This is a genomic window from Rummeliibacillus sp. SL167, assembly GCF_007896505.1.
GTDB lineage: Bacteria > Bacillota > Bacilli > Bacillales_A > Planococcaceae > Rummeliibacillus > Rummeliibacillus suwonensis.
In genome coordinates, this window is the sequence record NZ_VCBM01000001.1 from 2289474 (window position 1) to 2309700 (window position 20227).

Below are 20227 nucleotides of genomic sequence, written 5' to 3' on the forward strand. Positions count from 1 at the left end.
TCGCTCTCTCCAAGTTTATTCGCTCTTCCCGAGGGTTTATTTGCTCTCTCTGGAGATTTATTCGCTCTCTCTGGAGGTTTATTCGCTCTCTCCAAGTTTATTCGCTCCCTCCGAGGGGTTATTTGCTCTCTCCAAGGATTTATTCGCTCTCGAAGGGCATTTTCCTTCTTCTTGTTACTATTGTGTCTAGAGGCAGGCTTACTGCTTAGGATAAGTAAACTGGCATCAGTACTTCATCTACCAATTGGACAATATACGCTCTTGTTACATTGCCACCACTTAACACATTTTCTAGACGCAATAAATTAAAAGGGAGGATCATTTGTATTTTTGAGAATTCATGTTTAATTTCCCCACGATTTATAGCTGAATCTTGTATTCTCTTCATCAGCTTCATATTACTTTCCTGTGCTTCATTTAACCATAATTGCAAACTTTCATTTCTTTGACGCAATTCAAACAACAGGGCACTCAGTACTTTTGGGCCTATTGCTTCAACAATTCTTTGGAAGATCTCCATTACAGCTATTAAATCCGCACGCAAACTTTCCTTTTCTTCAAATAGATCCATCATTTTCCCGCCAAGGATTTGTTTAGATTTATACTGTACCAGCCCATGCAACAAATCGACAGGGGTTTCATATCTACGGTAAATAACTGTTCGGCTGGTGTTTGCTTGTTTAGCAACATTTTGAAATGTCATTTTCTCATATCCTAAAGTTTGGATAATTTCATCTGCAGCCTCTAAAATGGCTATTTCCAATTGATCTCCTCGTTTTCGTTCACTTGCCACGTCTTTTCCTCCCAAATCATTACTACAATTAATTAATGGCTCTACACCAAAATCTGTTCTTGGCATAAAAATTAGATAGTCCACAGGTTTCCGCTGCGGCTTGTTTGCTTTTCTCACGGGACATTGAACATACCTTCTAAATCCATATCACTCGAAGGATTTTGGAGACTCGAGCAACTCCGCCCCAATCTATATAAATGAAGTTAAAATGAACTATTCAACACTGTTTTTAAGCAATAAATATGCCCATTCATTTCGTCAAGTACATATTTCAGCAAAGAAGACTACAATTAATCTTAGCATATTTTTAAGATACATATTGGACTCTATATTCATAAGGTGTATACTCCATTTGCGTTAAGATACAAAATGTATCTTAAAAGGAGGGTCAATGTGTCACATAAAGAGAAAGAAACATTACCCAAAGAGCTGATAAAAATTGCCCTTGTTCTTGTCTTGGGTGCAATTGCTCCAATGTTAGATTCAACAATGGTAAAATATAGAATTAAATGATTTTAGCAAAGATTTTCATACATCTCTTGATACGATTCAATGGGTAATCACAGGATATGTCTTAGCAACAGGGATCGCTGTTCCCTTTTCGGGATGGCTCATCAACCGTTTTGATGGAAAAAATATTTATTTCATCTCGCAACTCCTTTTTTTGATAATTTCCATCCTTTTTTGGGATTTCACGGAATATTGAGAGTCTGATTGCTTTTCGTCTTATTCAAGGCTTTAGCGCTGGGCTTATTATTCCATTACTAACAACATTATTGATCCAAAATGCCGGACAGGATAACATGGGGAAATTGATGTCTATCGTTGGCGTACCTATCACTCTTGGACCAATACTGGGGCCAGTCATTGGAGGCTTTTTAGTAGAGTATCTGTCATGGAGATGGATCTTCTTTGTCAATATCCCTATTGGAATAATAGCGCTCTATTTAATCCATAAAAAGCTACCCAATTTTGCCGCAGCCAATAAACAAGTCAAATTGGATTGGTTTGGCATCTTATTGCTAGGTACTCTTTCAGCAAGTTTTATTTATGGAATCACAAAAGCTGCCTCAAGTTCAAACTTCAATAATTTAAAGACCATTGAGTTTATGGCAATAGGTATTTTATTGACAATTATTTACGTCATTTATGCAATGAAATATTCTAAAAAAGTAATTATGCCTTTAAACTTATTCCACCACAAAAATTTTACGGCATCTATTTATTTTCTTTTTCAATATTTCAATAGAAAAAATGAATATCCTCGATCTTATCAATTGCATCTAGATTCCTTATCTCCACTTTTTCATAATAAAATTCTACATCCTCATATTGTTCTTTTAATTTGCTTTCTGACTCATATTGATATTGAGGCTTATTTGGTACGTAGATATTATGAATAATGATTTTCTTTACAGGGATCTCAAGTCCTTTTGCTTTAGCGATCACTTTAAAGATTACTTTCTTATCCTTAACACGATCGTAACGCAAAGCATTAGTAGGATCATCCTCACTATCCGCAGATATCACTAATGCATAGGAATGACAATCATGATAGGTAACCATTTGATAGCATTCAAGCTCCGGCTTATTTTCACTTTCGGTAAAACCATATTTCGATAATTGAGGTTCCATTTTCTTCAATTCTTGCTCCGTTACATCGGTAAATTGATAGGAAAACTCTTCAACATTAGAAGCAGCTAATCGGTTTCCTAAATCTTCCGATGATTTATAATCCTTGTTCAAATCAAGCATAGCCCCATAAATAGATACCCTGTTCATAACATAATTCTCTTCTTCTCTTGTTTCTTCTTTGAGTTGTTTTAGTATAGGTAAAGCCTTAAATAGCATGGCAAAATTTTGAGTACTAGCCAAATATATGTCATCTGGTAAGGATAGAGATAGTGGTGGGTCTTCTACCTCCTTTCCAAAAGTGATATCTTTAAAGCCTATTGATTTTAGCTTTTTAAAAATATCAGAACTTCGATATTTGTCGTTTAAGTCATGTTTTCTCTTTACTTGTTTGTATGTATCACCCGTAATCATACTAATAAAACTAATATGGATGTCAAATTCCAGTTGATCTTTATCCAGCGTACGAACATGGGCATCTTCAACAATCAATCCGGCACTGCCTGGTACTTTTCCGGGATTGCTAATAATCTCCACATTCACACCATGCTTTTCTTTTACATAATGAATTAATTCTTTATCTGAATATCCAAAGCGATCCTTTACTATATTTACACCAACAAAAACTAAAATAACGGTTACGCTGACAAAAAGAATCGTTGTAGATAAACATCCAATCCCCAATATCTTCAATATCTTTTTCAATTATATTCCCCTTTTGATCAATTATTCCCCCTGTAAGAGGTAAACGTCTTCTGCCGAATACAAACATGAGTACGACTTAAATTTGTTATGATGATAATCATTTCTTGATAATATAAAATCTATAAACCTCCTAAAATAGCATTATTTGTAATATTATATTATAAATACTAATATTATGCAATTTTTTGAGGATACTTTATAAAAATCAGATAAAAATGATAAGTCACGATGAGGAATTTATTAACTAGGAGAACAAAGTCACTAAAGAAAAATAGAAGAAATGAAGAAAAATAAATTCTTGCTGAAACAAAAAATTTCATAAATTAGTTTTTGCTATTTTTTATCAAATACACACTTAGAAAATGTATGGACAATCATACCAGTTGAAAAATAATTGTTTATATGCCGGACAGCTGTTGTTCATTACTTTACACTTTTCATCATAAGATTATTAAAAGAGGCGGAGACATCACTACATAAACCTCTTTTGGTGCTTACTCAATTAAATAAAAAGCTCCGTAAATTGATATTATGAACATATAAATTTATAGAGATGCAACTCTATTTTTTAATAACTTGTCTGAATATATTTGTTTATTGGCTCCCATCAATCAAGAACAGTGAATGATGTAATTAAATAATCTGAAAATGGTCTTTTGATGATGGTCCTAGATAAATGCTTACCGTTCTTTAGATCGAAAGCATTTATTTCTCCGCGTTCTATATCTTTTTGTTCATCTCTGACTCTATAAGTCGTCTGAATGTAAGCGATGTGATTTTTAACTTCTATCCCTTCAGTAAATGTTATATCATTTGATAAAAAGTTCTTTTGTTTATCGTTTATATCAAATTCTAGTTTTGTGAATTTTTCTTTTTTATTCATCTTATAAGCATAGTTATAATCATCTAATATCACTAATTGCCCATCTACTATATCAAGCGAATCTGGTCTAAAATATTTATCAGGAATATGAATCTTTTTTATAGTATTCAAAGTTTTGGGGTCTATTACTACGATTTTCCCATTTTCCTTACTATCATCAATTCCTCCGCTTATTGGATAATATAAATAGTTATGATATAAAAGGAGGGAAGGATTGCTTGGTAAACCTGAATAATTATTTTGGTCTTCTGGAAGATCCAGTTTTTTAGTAGATAATACTTTTCCCGTTTTTAAATTACATCGATTAATATAAGCCACAGCATCAGGATCTTCTGTGATGATAAATGCGGTATCTCCTTTAATATATACGGAATGTAAAAATCCATTAGGAATGACTAAAGTTTTCTTTTGACCAGAATTTTTTCCTTTCCAGTAAACCAAAGTCTGTCCATTCTCTAAATCATCTGCCACATCATAAAGTACATAGTCTTTATTTGCATATAAGGAAAATGAATGACTGATATTTAAATCTGGAGCATTCATAGATTCAATTTTTCCTGAATGTAAGTCTATTTGATAGCGTCCTGCAGATCTATTACTGATTACATACGCTTTTTCACCATCATTCACCATACCAATAGGTTCAAGCATATTTATTTTTTTACTTTGTGATACGAAATCACCATTTTCATCTACTACATATAAGGCGCCTGATTTTTCAGGTGAAAAATTCCCTACCTTAGAAAAGGCAATAAGATATTTCCCCTTAGTGTTTAGCGTTTCTGATTCGGTAGGGAGATTTTCAACTAATTTTTGTCCATTAGTATGACTTGGAGAATAAGCTAAATATAATATAAATCTTGGTAAAATAGCTGCACAAATTATAACGACAGTAATGAATGAAAGGCTAATCAATAGCCATTTTCGTTTTCTCATATTTTCCTCCAATTGAAAAAATGCCAGTCACCGATGCCATTTAAGTCTTATGGATACGATTTCATTCAATATTGGATGTGGTAGCATCATTTCATCAGATTAGTGTTAATTTATATCTTAACTTGCTTGGTTACCTGACTTTTTTAACATTTTGCCTTTTTGTTAACTATTTTTGCATTCATCATCGATCATTTATGGCTGCCATAATGTATGAAGCGTTGTCTGTAATAGCTGTGATTTCTGTACTAATTCCCTTTTCATGAGCCAACCATTTTGGATAGTAAGGAAAGACTTTTATAAAGTTATCTTTGTAAATCGTGAGGCCACTGAAAAAGTCAATGCATCTTCAAAAAAATGATAAAAATAATCTTTTTTAGTTCATAAAATTAAAGAAAAGATGGATTTTTATCAATGAAAATAGAGATTCTATAGTTTTTCAGTGTTCTCGTAAATCGTACGTGGACTTTTTAATTTGCTAGAAGGTTGTATATCTGATTGGCGTACAGTTAAATGCTTACCATTAGAAACTAAATTAAAATGAAGCCCTTCTTTGTTTTAAGTTCTATTGGCTTTTCTAAACCACTTACAATCAAGCTTTCCCCACACTTCTTCTGCATTCATCTCTCCTTCGCCCTTTCTGTTTCAGTATCTTGTTTGCTATTTTCTCTTCTGCAATGGTAAAATCTCATCTTTCATCATGTAATCAAAATCTTTTCGTACACCTTTCCAGTATTTTAGTTTACTTAGCGGTTTTTCCGTATGTGTGCGATATAGTTCGTAATTACTCGTTCGTTTCAGTTCCGCTTCGCCGTTTTGTCTTTCTTGGCGTGGGTTATAGTTCGATACCATGAAATTGAGTGCTTCTTCTTTGACACACCATTTCTTTGAAAAATCTTCAATTAAAGTATAGTTGGTACTTTGGATCATATTTTCTAATAAAATCGATACATTTTGATCACGATATTCTTCTGGTTCCCTTTGGATTTTGTCCCATAGTTGTTTCATCAAATAGGCAAGTTTTGGGTTATTTCGCTCTAAATCACGCAAGTATTGATTCACTTCATGGATTGCTTTTTCATCTTGTTTCGGAATCAATTCGTATTCATCGTTTCCTGATGGTACAAATTGTTGGATAAGCATCAAGATATATTCATAATTGATGTCTTCTGTTTTAATGGATTCCAGCTCATATTCAATATCAATATCAATTTCTTCCACTGGATCAGTAGACGTTTTCAATTTTTCCAGTGCATTGACGTATTTTCCTTGGAATTCTTCTATTTCTTCAAGGGTGATTGAAAAGAGTGAACCAAGTTGTTCTTCCTTAAATTCACTATAAACTTGGACAGATGCAAAGGCTTTATCCAATGTTTGATAAGCTTTCGCAAATTTCTTTAGCTGTCCACGATTTAATTCATCTACTGCCGCTGGCGTTGCTACTACTTCACGCAATGCTTGAATAGCCTCGATCAACGCTTGTTTAGCTTCATCCCATGTTGGGGCTAATACATCATTTTCCCCGCCATTTGAATATAACAGTAAAGCTTGCTTTACTTTTTCTTCAAAAATTTTCGGTGTTTGGAAAGTCACAATTTGTCCGTATTTTTTCGTTTTATCAAATAAACGATTCGTCCTTGAAAACGCTTGAATCAAGTCATGTGGCTTCATTGGCGGACGATCGATGAATAGAGTAGAAAGACACGGTGCGTCAAATCCTGTTAAAAGACGATCTACGACAATCACTAGATCGAGCTGCTCCGAACGGGCTTTATATTTATCTTTCTTTCGCGCCAAACGATCATTGACGTTTCGATTATAGGCACGAATCGTTTCTAGTGTGTAACTAGTGCCGTATTCCTCATTATAATCACGTAATGATTCTTTCATCTTCTCTTGGTTACTTATCGACACTTCTTCATTTTCGGAAATGGAGTAGGTAATAGCCACCTTCGGAAAATCAGGCAAAACTCGTTTGGTCTTCTCGTCAATTTGGACGGTTGAAGTACCAGCTTTCACCTCTTTCAATAATTCATAATACCGCTGTGCTTGTGCAATGGAAGACGTCGTCAAAATCGCCCCATAAGTTTGACCGACGCCTTTTTGAAAACCTAATTTTTTGCGAGACTTATTCACGATTGAATGAATGACTTCTAACATATGTTTCTCATCTTCATAAACATACTTTGGTAAGCGAGCTTCTTTATCTGAAAGTGCCATTTCATCCATATCGATTTCGTCTATACCTGCTAATTTGAGGATAGTACGATCCAGTTCTTCTTCTGAAAAGGTACTCTGATACTCAACTTGAAAACCTAATACTGCTCCATCATGAATCGCTTCTTTTACTGTATATTCATGCAATCGTTTGCCATATTGTTGTTCCGTCGTTCGTGGTAAATTGCCAAGTGCTTGTTTGGCATTCTCCGCAAAGATGGGGGTTCCCGTAAAGCCATACCAAAGGGAGCGCACAAAAAATTGTTCAATTTCCTGCTTTTTTTGAGGCGAAACAGCGCGATGGCATTCATCCACTACAAATGCGATTTTTAATTGGGTAAGCTTATGATAACGTTTCGTTTCTTCTTGTCCTTTAAAGCGTTTTATGACATGATTTAATTTTTGGATGGTTGTGACGATGACCGTGCGATTATCTGATAACAATTTTTTGATCAAATCACTGACATTATCAGTTTCATCAATATCAATCACATCATTTACCGCATAGGAGGTGAACGAGTTTGTGGTTTGTTGATCTAAATCTACTCGGTCAACGATAAAAATTGTTTTATGAATGGATGGAATCTGTAAAAGATTACGTGCCACCTTATAGGAAGTCAACGTTTTCCCCGAACCTGTCGTATGCCACACATAACCAGACTCTTGCCGTTTCGATGCCTCTTTTACAGCTTCAATGGCATGAACCTGATAAGGTCGTAATAAAATGAGCGCCTTTTTTTCTTGATCGATCACGGTATACTGTGTCACCATTTTATGAGCTTGCGGAATGGATAGTACATCACGAGCAAACTCTAAATAATCATTGACAGGTTGATTCTCTTTATCTACCCATTTTGTGAGGAATTGTTCATTTAACTTGGTATCTGTTGCTGTTGCGATATAACGTGTGTCCGTTCCATTCGACACGACAAACATCTGTAAGGAAGAAAAGATTCCTGTAAATTTACCTTCTTTTAAGTATTTCTTAATTTGCCGAAATGCATCCATATAGGAATGATTCCGACTTTTTAGTTCAATATGAATCATTGGTAATCCATTCATCAATAACGTCACATCAAAGCGACGATTGCGATCTTCCAATGTCTTTTTATCGCTTTCAAATTGATGAATCACTTCATAAGAAGACATCCCACCCGCTATATCTGCACGATTAATGACACGCAATCGAATGATTCCCAAAGACGCATCCTCTCTTTGCACTTGCACTTTGGCAATGCCATTTTCCCCTACCAACCAGCGAGCAGCTTCATAAAAATTCGCAAAATTCAACTGATTTTGAACTTGACGGAATTCTTGCTCTGTCAAAGGAACCTCATTGAGCACATCCTTATTATTGTTCTCTAGCTTTTCTTTGAAGTTCGCCCATAACTGCTCTTCTGTATGCAAATCCTCTCGATATGTCCATTGTGATTCCCCACTGATTAATTGCTTAATCAAATTATCTTCCAAAACCGCTTCCGGTGTAACACTTCTATTCATTGATATCACCTCATCCAATTCAGCTGTTTGTGTTTTATGTAAAGTGTGAATCGATAAAATTTTCGTATATAAATACATTGCTCATATTTAGTATACCATTTTCAAAGTTGGCAAAAAAAGAGAATATTTTTGCTTGGGAGCAGCGTAAGTTAAAAGATTTAGTATCGCCAGTTGTTCGGGAAGTTCCAAAACCAAATATACCTTACAATAGACTTTCAGTAAGATCTCACGCTAAAGGAACTTTTCATCAAAAAGTTGAGGATCCTAAAACAGTAGCAATGGATAAATTATATGTAGTAAAGAAAAATGATTTAATTGTAAATATTACTTTTGCATGGGAACACGCTATTGCTGTAGCAAAAAAAGATGATGATGGATTACTAGTATCCCATCGTTTTCCAACTTTTTTAATTGATAAATCAGATGTTAATTTTATTCATTATGTAGTGTCTCAAGAGTCTTTTCGACGTAAAATGGATTTAATTTCGCCTGGAGGAGCAGGTCGAAATCGTGTTCTGAATAAAAAGGATTTCATCAATCTAACAATAGTTGTGCCAAAAATAATTGAAGAACAAGAGAGAATTGGAAACTTTTTAAAAAAACTCGATGAGACTCTCGCTCTTCTTCAGAAAAAATTGGATCAGTATCAAACCTTGAAGAAAGCTTTTTTGCAGCTGATGTTCCCACAGAATGGGGAAAGTGTTCCTCAGGTTAGATTTGCACATTTTAGCTCTCAATGGGAACAGCGTAAGTTAGGAGATATTGTTAAAATTACAATGGGTCAATCCCCAAAAGGAGAAAATTATACTGAAAATCCTAAAGACCATATTCTAGTTCAAGGTAATGCTGATATTAAAAATGGTTGGGTTGCACCACGTATTTGGACTACTCAGATTACAAAATTTGCAGATAAGGGAGATATTATTATTAGTGTTCGTGCGCCTGTAGGAGACATTGGAAAAACACAGTATAATGTCGTTCTTGGACGAGGAGTTGCAGGGATCAAAGGAAATGAATTTATTTTTCAATCTTTAAGTAGAATGAAAATTAAAAATTTTTGGGCAAAATATAGTACAGGATCTACCTTTGAATCTATAAATTCAGGAGACTTAAAAGATGCAATTATTAGCTTACCAGAAGAAATGGAACAAAACAAAATTGGTATCTTTTTAGATAAATTGGACAACATTATCACTCTTCATCAAAACAAACTCGATCAATTAAAAAAATTCAAACGCTTTTTACTACAAAAAATGTTTGTCTAGTAAAGTTTTTTGTATATAAAAATCTTCTAATATTAGAGTCAGTGAGCTATTCACAAATCATAATATTGGAGGATTTTATTATGCCAAGAAAGAAAAAATCGCAACAATTATTTCATGAGTATTTTAAAGAATGGATTGAGTTGTACAAGGTGGGGGCTATTCGACCTGTTACGCTTCAAAAATATTATATGAGTCAGCAAAAGATTATGGAGCTAGCACCTAACTTGACAATGGGGGAACTGAATCGGAGAAATTACCAAACACTGTTGAACCATTATGCATTAACTCATGAAAAGCAAACAACAATGGACTTTCATCATCAATTAAAGAGCGCTATTCTTGATGCAGTAGAAGAAGGGGTAATTGAAAAAAATCCAACGCGAAAGATAATTATTAAAGGAAAAGCCCCTAGAGAGAAAAAACAGAAGTTTTTAAATCAGTATGAATTACAGAAACTTTTCAAACAGCTAAATCTTAAAGACACAATAAATTGGGACTGGTTTATCCTTTTAGTTGCAAAAACTGGTTTACGCTTTTCAGAAGCTCTAGCACTTACACCAGAGGATTTTGATTTTCAAAATCAAAAATTAACTGTTAGAAGAACATGGAATTATAAAAAGACAAAAGGAGAATTTCAGCCAACGAAAAATGAATCTTCCAAAAGAAAGATTCAGTTGGATTGGAAAACCGCCATGCAGTTTTCTCAATTAGTAAAGAATATGGAACCGGATAAACCTATTTTTGTCAAAGGACGAGTTTTTAATTCTACCGTCAATAACCGATTAAAGGTACTATGTTCAAAAGCGAAAATTCCTGTTATTTCGATTCATGGACTACGTCACACACATGCATCACTCCTACTTTTTGCAGGCGTTTCCATTGCAAGTGTAGCCAGAAGATTGGGGCATTCCAGTATGACAACAACACAAGAAACCTATTTGCACATTATTCGGGAATTAGAGAATCAAGACAGCGATAAAATTATGAGACATTTGTCAACGCTTATGTAGAAAGAAAATTTAATTAGCAAGGAATAAAGATAAAAATAATAAGCGTGTACTTTCACTAAAATATGATTGGTTGGGGAGTAGCATGCTTATTATTTTTATTTTGAAAGATTTTATACAAACATTTTTTGTAGTAATACTTTTTTTAGTAGTTGAAATTGCCCAATCTTTAATTGGTGAAAATTGATAATTTCATCAAAATTTTTTAGAAATCTAGAAATTTTTATTTGGTTTTCTACTAAAGGAAAGTAACTTTCAAACTTTAATAAATTTGAAACACTGATACCAAAAACCTTCATACCTGTTCCTGTTCTATAACCATATTTTCTAAAGATAGGAGAATGAATTAAATAGTATAAAAATAAAGAATCGACATTTTTGGGTCTTAAAGCTATCGTATGCAACCCAGATACAAGTTTATAAGGCGTATCTATAGTAACTATAGCGGGGGTGGCTATTCCTTGATAGTCTTCTGAAGCATCAGCTAAAATCAAGTCCCCTTTTTCAAGAAACACATAATTTCCTTTTTTTATATTTGGTAATTTACTATTCTCATTAATTCTATCAGCTATTTTGGTATGTATATCACCATAATGTACATATTTATATCCTGTATAATCATTAGTCTCAACATCACGAGATAAAGAATAAGATTTAACTCTATCAACAAGTTGATCTAACTTACGCTGTTCCCATCGAGACTCAAAGTTTGCAAATCTGATTTTAGGAACACTTTCCCCATTCTGTGGGAACATCAGCTGCAAAAAAGCTTTCTTCAAGGTTTGATACTGATCCAATTTTTTCTGAAGAAGAGCGTAAGTATGGTCAAGTTGTCTAAAAAAGTTACCGATTTTCTTTTGTTCGTCCATATTTGGAATTAATAACAGCATCTTTGCCATTTGTTTTCCAGACACTTCCACAAAAGTAGAGCCTGCTCCGTTTATTTCACCAAATCGTTTTAATTTGTGAGTGCATGAGTAAATAAAGTAACTATCTAATTTACCTTGACTTGGCACAATAGATTGAAATCCTTGATTAGTTGCTCCCTCTTTCGCCAAGATAGCTGTATTTCCAATACCTGCACGAGATGTGAACAACACTGTCCCAACTGGTAAAATTTTTGCTGAACTCTTTTGTAATCCTAACCTTGTGATTTTTTTTTGACTTTCATCTACATAGATTTGTTCTCCTATTTCAACAGGAGAATACCAATCAATATCGCCGTCCCAATATTCTTCATTGTTCGTACTTGGAGTACCACCACCGATAATATCTGCAACTTCACCCAACTTACGCTGCTCCCAATCGTCAGAAAACCCTTTAAAACGGAGTTCCGGGACCTTTTTCTTACTCACCACGGAACACCGCCTTTGTCATTTCGATGATATCTTTTGAGGAATCAGTTACCGCAAGTTCATCCAACATCGCCAAAATTTCTTTTTCAGTTTGTTGGATTTTTTTGTTAGTTTCAAGTATTTCTTTGCTTAATTGGGCAATATCTATGGGCTCTTCTTCCTCGAAAGTGTCGACAAATCTAGGAATATTAAGATTGTACCCATTTTCCACAATTTCTTCGTAAGTTGCTACATGCGCATACTTCTCTATATCCTCTCGCTTTATATAAGCGTTTAAAATCTTTTCAATATGTTCATCTTTTAAAAGGTTTTGGTTTTTCCCTTTTTCGAAATCTTTAGATGCGTCAATAAATAATACATCTTTTGTCGGACGTTTTTTCTTTAGAACGATAACCGTTGTTGGAATGGATGTATTAAAAAAGATATTGGCAGGTAATCCTATCACAGCATCAATAGCGCCGTTTTCTAATAGATTTTGACGAATCTTGCCTTCAGCATTTCCTCTAAAGAGTACACCGTGAGGGAGGATAATTGCCATGACACCCGTATCTTTCAGATGGTAATAACCGTGCAGTAAGAATGCAAAGTCTGCTTTTGATTTTGGTGCCAATACCCCATACATTGAAAAGCGGGGGTCATCTAAAAAGCCTTTATCCGCTGACCACTTCGCAGAATAGGGCGGATTCATTAAAACGGCATCGAAATTTGTGGGTTCTTCTGTAGGCCAATCTTGATCTAACGTATCGGCATTGTGCAGGTGCTGATTAGCTATATCGACATCATGCAAAATCATATTCATACGAGCAAGATTATACGTTGATGTATTTAACTCTTGCCCAAAATAGGAAATTGTTCCTGATTCTTCCGAATATTTTTTAACATTTAATAACAATGAACCTGACCCACATGTCGGGTCGTATACGGAAAAACCTTTTTGATTTTCTTTACCGTGAAGGACAATCTTAGTCATTAATTTTGAAACCGGCTGAGGAGTATAAAATTCTCCTGCTTTTTTGCCAGAATCAGAGGCAAATTGTCCTATGAGGTACTCATACGCATCGCCTAGCACATCCCCATCATGTCCTGCAACGTCTAAAACCGCCAGTTCTTTCATCACATCTGCAATACTTTGGTTTTGTTTTTGGGCAGTTGCACCTAATTTTTTAGAATATAAATCAACATCTTCAAATAAATTCTCAAATATTTCACTGGCTTGTTCAATATTACGGAAACCTTGTGCCAAATCCTCTAGCTGGAAAGTACCCTTATGTATTTTTTGAACCAGTGAAGTGAATGTTAGATTGGGCTCCAAAGAATAAGAAAAGTCATATTGAAGATTTTCTAAAAGATCGTCTTTAATCTCTTCATCTTGATACGCTTCTTCATAGATTTTTTGTGCTTCGTTTAAATCAGCTGTTGATTCTTCTAATAAATCAGCAGCATGATATAACATTTTATCTGATAGATACTTATAAAAGACTAGCCCCAATAAATAACTTTTATATTCATTGGCATCCATTTTTGAACGTAGGATATCTGCTGAATTCCATAACGCTTGGTACAGTGTTTTTGAAATATTCTCAGACATATGTATTTCCTCCTTCGTGACAGTTAAGTACTAAAATAAGTATGAAAATCTCTATTCTATCATTTTATAACTTACGCTTATATAAAGCGAGAGTCATTTTTATTAAAAAAAGTACCAGCCTTTTTGAAATCATACCAGACTGGCACTTATGGTTAGCTATTTTATACTTTTTTACTCAAACTTCGCAGAGTGAAATCGGCAAATAAGCCTTGATGTAGCTGGGAAGACCGTCCACCCAAAGCTGTAGTTGATTTTTGATTAGTTTTTGTATTTTCTTATTTGTCTTTTTTAGGGCATCTTCAAGAAGCTCGATTAACTGCTGTAAAGCGACAGCCCAATTAGGATAAGTGCCAGGCACCCATACAATTATTGTTCAAGATGAAACTATCTGGGCGACTCAAAAATCAATTGCTCAACTATTTGATGTTGGTGTACCTGCAATCAGCAAGCATTTAAAAAATATTTTTGAGTCAGGCGAGTTGGATGAAAAAGTGGTTGTTTCCATTTTGGAAAATACCACTCAACATGGCGCAATCGAGGGAAAGACTCAGACAAACAAAGTTAAGTACTATAACCTGGATGCTATTATTTCTTTAGAGAACCGTGTCAATTCGCAAAAAGCGACGAAGTTTCGTATCTGGGCAGCTGATGTCTTAAAAGAATATATTCAAAAGGGCTTCAAGATTGATGTTGAGCGTATGAAACAGGGCGAAGTTGTCTTTGGTAAAGATTACTTCCGTGAGTTGCTTGAAACGGTTCGTAGCATTCGGGCAAGCGAACGACGTATTTGGCAACAAATCACAAATGTGTTTGCGGAAATTTCTTATGACAATGTAATTCCTAATAAATGATGAAAAAATGCCACACAATTTAAGTCTTATGGATTCGATTTCATTCAATATTTGACGAGATATCATTAAATTTAGAATAATTTGAGCCTTAAAAAGCTGTTCGTAACATGGATCTGTCATAATCTCTGTTATTATAGGACTTAAAATTTCTCGTTCGTGGATACAATTTATTTTTGCGTGGATAGAAGAACTTCATCCGTGGATAGAACTTCTTCTTCCGTGGATGGGAGGTCATTTCCCGTGGATTGAACGATATTTCCCGTGGATAGCATTATTTTTTGGTTATGAAAGTAAGGCTGGATTGACTGGCACTTATCACTCTTAACAAAGACTTTTATCTTCTATTAAAAAAATAAAAGACCAGTATCTAATTGATCGACTACTGATCTTTTATTAAAATAAATGTGATTGATTGTAAATTTTGCCTTCAACAATGTATTTCTTCAAAATCTCAATTACTGTTTCTAAATTCTTAACATTCGTATGTTGACGTTTAGCCGGATCATATGGAATATGATGATGGTGATATTGATCCTTTTCAAACATGGGTGGACCTGAATGATCTTCATTCCCATATGCAGTTATATGTCTTCTTTGCTTACTTAGTTTTTCTACCTCTTGGGAGAGTTCCCAACCATAGTGATATGACGTGATTTCTCCATCATCATCTAAAGTCTCTGAAATATTTAAAATGGTGGCACTATATTTTGGATGGTTGATTAACGGCAATGTTGCTACGACTTTACTGATACCTTTGGCTTTGATTTTTACCATTAAAGGATTTTTTCTATCAAATACATCAAGATTCTCTTCGAATAAGCGCTGAATCTCGCTAATTCTTTGCTGTTGAACGACATTCATTTAAAGATTATTCCCTTGAACCTTTTCAAGATCATTTAATAAATCTCGCCAATCCTTATAATCATCTGGCTCATCTAAGTCGTAAATATCTAATTTTCCATTAACGACATCTGCAAATACCTTATTGAACGGCCCACCATATTGCTTTTCATATTCTTGTATTTCCTTTTTGATTTCTTCAATTAAGTTTGTTTTACTTTGATCCCGCAATTTGAAGTTTTGTTGTAAGGCTTGAATACGTAATGCCCAAACACTATCTTTCCAGTAAAAAGCATTGTGCTTTGGATAATGTTTATGACCTATTCCTTTTTTATTGACTGTCTCCATACCATTATCAACATACCGTTTGATTGTCGCGCGAGATACTCCCATTTTTTCTCCTAATTCCTTGCTTGAAACTAAATAATTGCTTCGATAGCAAAATTCAAGTACACCTGTCTCGGTCATCTCATAAAACAACTTCTCCAAATAATATTTCACGAGAGCAAAATTGTTAACTGATATATCGCTAGAAGCGGCTTTCCGTAAATTTTCAAGGATATCTATTTCTTCTACATCTTTATTAGAAAAAATGGTATTTTCACTGTGAGTAATGTTGACGATAAAATCTCGGAATTTAAGCTGAATAAAAAATGCAAGTTTATAAAACGTGCCTTGATTGTCAAGAAATTCATTGTTCTCTATCATATTCGGATTAATCTCTCCAATTGAATGCTTTGTACCATTGGGTCGTAGAGCAATCATTGCGTATCCCTCCTTTTATTTTAGAATAACACATTTGATACAAAATAGCATTTTTGTTTCATTGTATGCAGAAAAATCAGAAATTATTCTTTTTAATGGTGATTTATCAAATTAAGTGCAACAGTTGTTCATAAAAAGCCTTGTATACCTTTTTTACCAAGAGATTTTCGTGATCGATTACGACAAAGTTTTAAAAAATGCCAGTTACCCATATAATTAAATTTCATTCAATATTTGACGAGATATCATTAAATTTAGAATAATTTGAGCCTTAAAAAGCTGTTCGTAACATGGATCTGTCATAATCTCTGTTATCGTAGGACTTAAAATTTCTCGTTCGTGGATACAATTCGTTTTTGCGTGGATAGAAGAGCTTCATCCGTGGATAGAACCTCTTCTTCCGTGGATGGGAGGTCATTTCCCGTGGATTGAACGATATTTCCCGTGGATAGCATCTTTTTTAAGTATATTCGTTGGGCGACTAGTATCAGAAAAAGCGCAAAATGTTGGTGGAACAACATTTTTGCGCTTTTTAATTACTATTTCAGCATTAACTAGGCTACAATTTAGACCCTTAGCAATCCGCGGAAACCTCTAGCTGCGTAGTAGGAATCTGCTCCATTGTGGTAGACAAAAACGGCGTCATAGCGACGATCACAAAAGATGGCGCCACCGAGGTTTCGAATATGAGGTGGTGTTTGTATCCAGCTTGAGGTTTTTAAATCGAATTTTCCGAGTTTTTGTAGTTCGCGATATTGTTCTTCGTTTAAAATTTCAATGCCCATGTCCGTTGCCATATCAATCGCGTTGTTTTCTGGTTTGTTTTTCTTCCTAGACTCTAGCGCTTCTTGGTCATAACAAACACTTCTTCGACCTTTAGGACTTTCCGCTGAACAATCATAAAAAATGTATTCTTCTGTCTCTTTATCGTAGCTAACGATATCTGGCTCACCACCAGTGTTTTCCATTTCATTCAGTGACCATAGTTTTTCAGTATTGGCTTCCAGCTTTGCTTGCACATGAGCCCATTCAAGTTCTTTGTGACGATTCATGTTTCCCTCAAAGCGAGCTCTCAATATTTCGAGTATTTCTTCACATTGTTCTGGTGACAAGTTCTTCTTTTCTTTTTCCATACTAAAACCTCTCCATATAATATGTTTAGAATTACTTTTTCAAAATGACTTCATTCTTAGCACTTTTTAATCCCATCTCTTGAACTTAACTATACACTCCATCTTCTATTACAAAAAGTTTATGGTTAAATAGAGTGTGATCTTTCTATTTTTAAACTTTTTATATTTTCTACTGTCTTTTAAAGCATTGAACTTTGTTTAGAATATGATTTCCAAGGTTTAGCTTTTATTCTTCTTCAATATATCATTTATCTTCACTTTTCTTCATTATCATAATTTATAACGTCTCAATATATACTACTCGATTGAGTTTTTAAAAGTGATGCAAAATTCTGAGGACCCATCTTTCACTACTGACGGCATTATGAAATTGACTGATCTCATTAAACCTCCTTTTTTATTCAAATGAAAATCCCCTAATTAAGCCGCCTTTCCAGTTTCCTTTTTTTGTTTAGCTTTTCAAGAGGAGGAAAAATCTCTACCTTTATAGAATTTCTACTTATCAAAGGGTTTACCTTGTATAAAACACGTCAGAATCTTTGACCAAACCTTTCTTCAGTTCATCCACTAACGCGTTTACCTTGTATAAAACACGTCAGAATAGAAAATTTCTTCCCCTTTAAAGGATTTCTACATACCCTTCTGCTCCATGTACACGAATTCGTTGCCTATCTTTTATCAGTTTGGTGGCATTTTCTACTCCGACAACTATGGGTAAACCATATTCACGTGCGATCACTGCTCCATGAGTCATCAGCCCACCCACTTCGGTGACTAAGCCTTTTATGGATACAAATAGAAGTGTCCAACTAGGGTTCGTAAAGGTAGTACTAATATGGCTCCCTCTTCTAGATCAGCACCTTCTATGTTTAAGATAACACATGCTCGTCGCTCTATCACTCCGGAAGAAACAGGTAGACCACAAGAGCTTTGGGGGAGGCCACTGAAAAAGTCAATGCATCTTCAAAAAAATGATAAAAATAATCTTTTTTAGTTCATAAAATTAAAGAAAAGATGGATTTTTATCAATGAAAATAGAGATTCTATAGTTTTTCAGTGTTCTCGAGCTTTGGTTGGGAGATTTTCTCGTTTATACTCACCTGTAACAATTTCACCATCAGATGTGATCACACGTGGAGGCGTTAGTTTTTCATATCATCAAACCAATGGTACATAAAGAACCTATGTTTACCAAAATAGTAATTGTGATATAATCTATTTTAAACTATGGATTTTGCGGAGGAGTAACGGATCATTGCCAGAGATTAACCCTCCGCATCCAAATTATCTTTCGATGAAGAAGGCGGATCAAACGATGGCAAAACGTCAGTATATCATTTTATTAAGCTCTCTTTACGTAATTTTCATGATCTTTGTAACCGTTTACTCTTTTGAAACCGGGAATCAATTTTCAGGATCAGTCGGTCTTGCCGGTATTCTGTGTGGAGCGGTGCCTATCCTGCTGACGATTTTGACTCGTCTCAAATTGGATCTGCCGCTCGTCATCACTTATCTTATTTTTCTGTTTGGATCGCAATTTCTTGGGTCAATTCTGAACTGGTACCATAATTTTAGCTGGTGGGATCTTTTACTACATGGCTTAAGTGGTATGATTATCGCCTTCTTCGCGATCGCTATTTACAAAAAGCTGGTTCTTCAAAGGGTGAATGGACAGGTTTCTTCAGGGTTCCTTTTCCTTTTTATTTTGTCTTTTGCCGCGTTTTGCGGTGTCTTATGGGAAATCTATGAGTTCAGTTGCGGTGGATTATTCGGTGTGATTATGCAGAAAGACAATACAGATACGATGACAGATCTGATAGCCGGAATGATTGGCGCGCTTATAATTGCCTTATGGAAAACATAAGTGCCAGGCACCCATACAATTTAAGTCTTCCCAATTCGATTTCATTCAATATTTGATAAGATATCATCATTTCATCAAAATGATATCTGTTTATGACTTAATTTATCTCGATGGTTGGTAGTTGTTACTTTTCCCCATAGTTTAGATCTTTTACTCAACAAATTGCATTTAAATATAAGTCAAGAGATTCTTCGACTACCTGTTCAACTAGTAAGATAAAATCGCTATAATCTTCTGTTGTATGTGCTTTATCAAGTGCTTCGTAATAGGCTAATCGATTTTCTACTTTAATAATTACTGGAGGAAACCCATTCTTCATTAATTCTAAATTAAGTAAAAGCCTGGAAGTCCGCCCGTTTCCATCGATAAATGGATGGATTCCAACAAAAATAGCATGTAACATAGCTCCACGTTCAACTGGGTGTAAATGTATTCCTCTATGATGATACCAATGCAACAAATCTTCCATTTTTTCTTGAATCAGAAAATGAGGTGGTGGTGTATGTTTGACACCTGCTATGAAAACTTGCTCTTTACGATAAATTCCAGCGTATTCATCATCAATTCCTTTTAATACTAAACGATGTATATTTTTTATTTGCCATTCAGAGAGCACCTCGTTCTTTTGAACAATTTCTTCAACATAACGAATGGCATCACGATGATTAATGACCTCCAAATGCTCTCTCAATGTTTTACCGCCAACCGTTATCCCCTCTAGGACCACTTTTGTTTCGTTCATTGTGAGTGTATTTCCTTCGATCGCATTAGAATTGTACGTCCACTCTAGAAATAGCTTTTCTCTAAGACTTTTCAGTGTATATTGAGACAATGGACGAGAAGCATCTAATTGCGCTTTCTTTTGATTAATGGTTTCAAACACTCTCTTCACCTCA

16 protein-coding genes and 3 pseudogenes are annotated in these 20227 nt (G+C 34.7%); 6 read left to right on the forward strand and 13 right to left on the reverse strand.

The annotated features are described in order from the left end of the window. Positions 1–205: 205 nt before the first annotated feature. Positions 206–793: a TetR/AcrR family transcriptional regulator gene (locus FEZ13_RS10250; RefSeq protein ID WP_186725842.1), complete on the reverse strand. Its 588-nt coding sequence runs from the start codon at positions 791–793 to the stop codon at positions 206–208. A gap of 499 nt (positions 794–1292) precedes the next feature. Between FEZ13_RS10250 and FEZ13_RS20455 the strand changes: the two genes are divergently transcribed. Both FEZ13_RS20455 and FEZ13_RS20460 read left to right on the forward strand, forming a co-directional pair. After that, positions 1293–1499, forward strand: a complete 207-nt coding sequence (locus FEZ13_RS20455; protein WP_146552805.1) for an MFS transporter — start codon at positions 1293–1295, stop codon at positions 1497–1499. After that, positions 1495–1986: pseudogene (locus FEZ13_RS20460) on the forward strand (MFS transporter); the annotation flags it as partial. The gene FEZ13_RS20455 and the pseudogene FEZ13_RS20460, both read left to right, overlap by 5 nt. Positions 1987–2035: 49 nt before the next feature. Here the strand turns inward: FEZ13_RS20460 and FEZ13_RS20040 are convergent. The 3 genes from FEZ13_RS20040 to FEZ13_RS10270 all read right to left on the reverse strand — a co-directional run bounded on the left by FEZ13_RS20040 (position 2036) and on the right by FEZ13_RS10270 (position 8663). Beyond that, entirely contained in the window at positions 2036–3130 is a 1095-nt protein-coding gene (locus tag FEZ13_RS20040; protein WP_255473097.1) for a hypothetical protein, read from the reverse strand. Between the two features lie 607 nt (positions 3131–3737). Then, on the reverse strand, positions 3738–4949 hold the full coding sequence (locus FEZ13_RS10265) for a hypothetical protein (protein ID WP_146552546.1): 1212 nt from the start codon (positions 4947–4949) through the stop codon (positions 3738–3740). Positions 4950–5606: 657 nt separating this feature from the next. Continuing rightward, the gene (locus tag FEZ13_RS10270) at positions 5607–8663 is read right to left on the reverse strand and encodes a type I restriction endonuclease subunit R (RefSeq protein WP_146552547.1); all 3057 of its coding nucleotides are present in this window, start codon (positions 8661–8663) and stop codon (positions 5607–5609) included. A 107-nt stretch (positions 8664–8770) separates the two neighbouring features. On the opposite strand from FEZ13_RS10270, the gene FEZ13_RS10275 reads away from it, so the two are divergent. Together FEZ13_RS10275 and FEZ13_RS10280 are read left to right on the forward strand one after the other, a co-directional pair. After that, positions 8771–9928: a restriction endonuclease subunit S gene (locus tag FEZ13_RS10275; protein ID WP_222434403.1), complete on the forward strand. Its 1158-nt coding sequence runs from the start codon at positions 8771–8773 to the stop codon at positions 9926–9928. A gap of 80 nt (positions 9929–10008) precedes the next feature. Beyond that, complete coding sequence (locus FEZ13_RS10280) at positions 10009–10938, forward strand: site-specific integrase (RefSeq protein ID WP_146552548.1); 930 nt, start codon at positions 10009–10011, stop codon at positions 10936–10938. 110 nt (positions 10939–11048) lie between these two features. Here FEZ13_RS10280 and FEZ13_RS20045 read toward each other — a convergent pair whose 3' ends face one another. From FEZ13_RS20045 to FEZ13_RS20050, 3 genes and pseudogenes are all read right to left on the reverse strand, one after another. After that, positions 11049–12293: a restriction endonuclease subunit S gene (locus tag FEZ13_RS20045; RefSeq protein ID WP_370467657.1), complete on the reverse strand. Its 1245-nt coding sequence runs from the start codon at positions 12291–12293 to the stop codon at positions 11049–11051. Next, positions 12283–13878, reverse strand: a complete 1596-nt coding sequence (locus FEZ13_RS10290) for a type I restriction-modification system subunit M (protein ID WP_146552550.1) — start codon at positions 13876–13878, stop codon at positions 12283–12285. Before FEZ13_RS10290 ends, FEZ13_RS20045 begins: the two co-directional genes overlap by 11 nt. Positions 13879–14053: 175 nt before the next feature. Beyond that, positions 14054–14218, reverse strand: a pseudogene (locus tag FEZ13_RS20050) (IS4 family transposase); the annotation flags it as partial. Positions 14219–14225: 7 nt separating this feature from the next. Between FEZ13_RS20050 and rhuM the strand changes: the two are divergent. Next, positions 14226–14729, forward strand: a complete 504-nt coding sequence (rhuM, locus tag FEZ13_RS10300; RefSeq protein WP_255473098.1) for a RhuM family protein — start codon at positions 14226–14228, stop codon at positions 14727–14729. A gap of 393 nt (positions 14730–15122) precedes the next feature. Here the strand turns inward: rhuM and FEZ13_RS10305 are convergent, their stop codons facing one another. The 5 genes and pseudogenes from FEZ13_RS10305 to FEZ13_RS10325 all read right to left on the reverse strand — a co-directional run. Further along, entirely contained in the window at positions 15123–15590 is a 468-nt protein-coding gene (locus FEZ13_RS10305; protein WP_146552551.1) for a toxin-antitoxin system TumE family protein, read from the reverse strand. Continuing rightward, a complete protein-coding gene (locus FEZ13_RS10310; protein ID WP_146549779.1) occupies positions 15591–16334 on the reverse strand; it encodes a helix-turn-helix domain-containing protein in 744 nt (247 codons plus the stop codon). 323 nt (positions 16335–16657) lie between these two features. Next, positions 16658–16855: a hypothetical protein gene (locus tag FEZ13_RS10315; protein ID WP_146552552.1), complete on the reverse strand. Its 198-nt coding sequence runs from the start codon at positions 16853–16855 to the stop codon at positions 16658–16660. A gap of 45 nt (positions 16856–16900) precedes the next feature. Next, positions 16901–17467 carry a DUF4256 domain-containing protein gene (locus FEZ13_RS10320; RefSeq protein ID WP_146552553.1) on the reverse strand — a complete coding sequence of 189 codons (567 nt, stop codon included), beginning with the start codon at positions 17465–17467 and terminating at the stop codon, positions 16901–16903. A 619-nt stretch (positions 17468–18086) separates the two neighbouring features. After that, a pseudogene (locus FEZ13_RS10325) lies at positions 18087–18394 on the reverse strand (PEP-utilizing enzyme); the annotation flags it as partial. A gap of 328 nt (positions 18395–18722) precedes the next feature. Between FEZ13_RS10325 and FEZ13_RS10335 the strand changes: the two are divergent. Beyond that, positions 18723–19331, forward strand: a complete 609-nt coding sequence (locus FEZ13_RS10335) for a DUF2238 domain-containing protein (RefSeq protein ID WP_255473099.1) — start codon at positions 18723–18725, stop codon at positions 19329–19331. A 154-nt stretch (positions 19332–19485) separates the two neighbouring features. Here FEZ13_RS10335 and FEZ13_RS10340 read toward each other — a convergent pair whose 3' ends face one another. After that, positions 19486–20214: a Fic family protein gene (locus FEZ13_RS10340; RefSeq protein WP_146552554.1), complete on the reverse strand. Its 729-nt coding sequence runs from the start codon at positions 20212–20214 to the stop codon at positions 19486–19488. Positions 20215–20227: the final 13 nt, after the last annotated feature.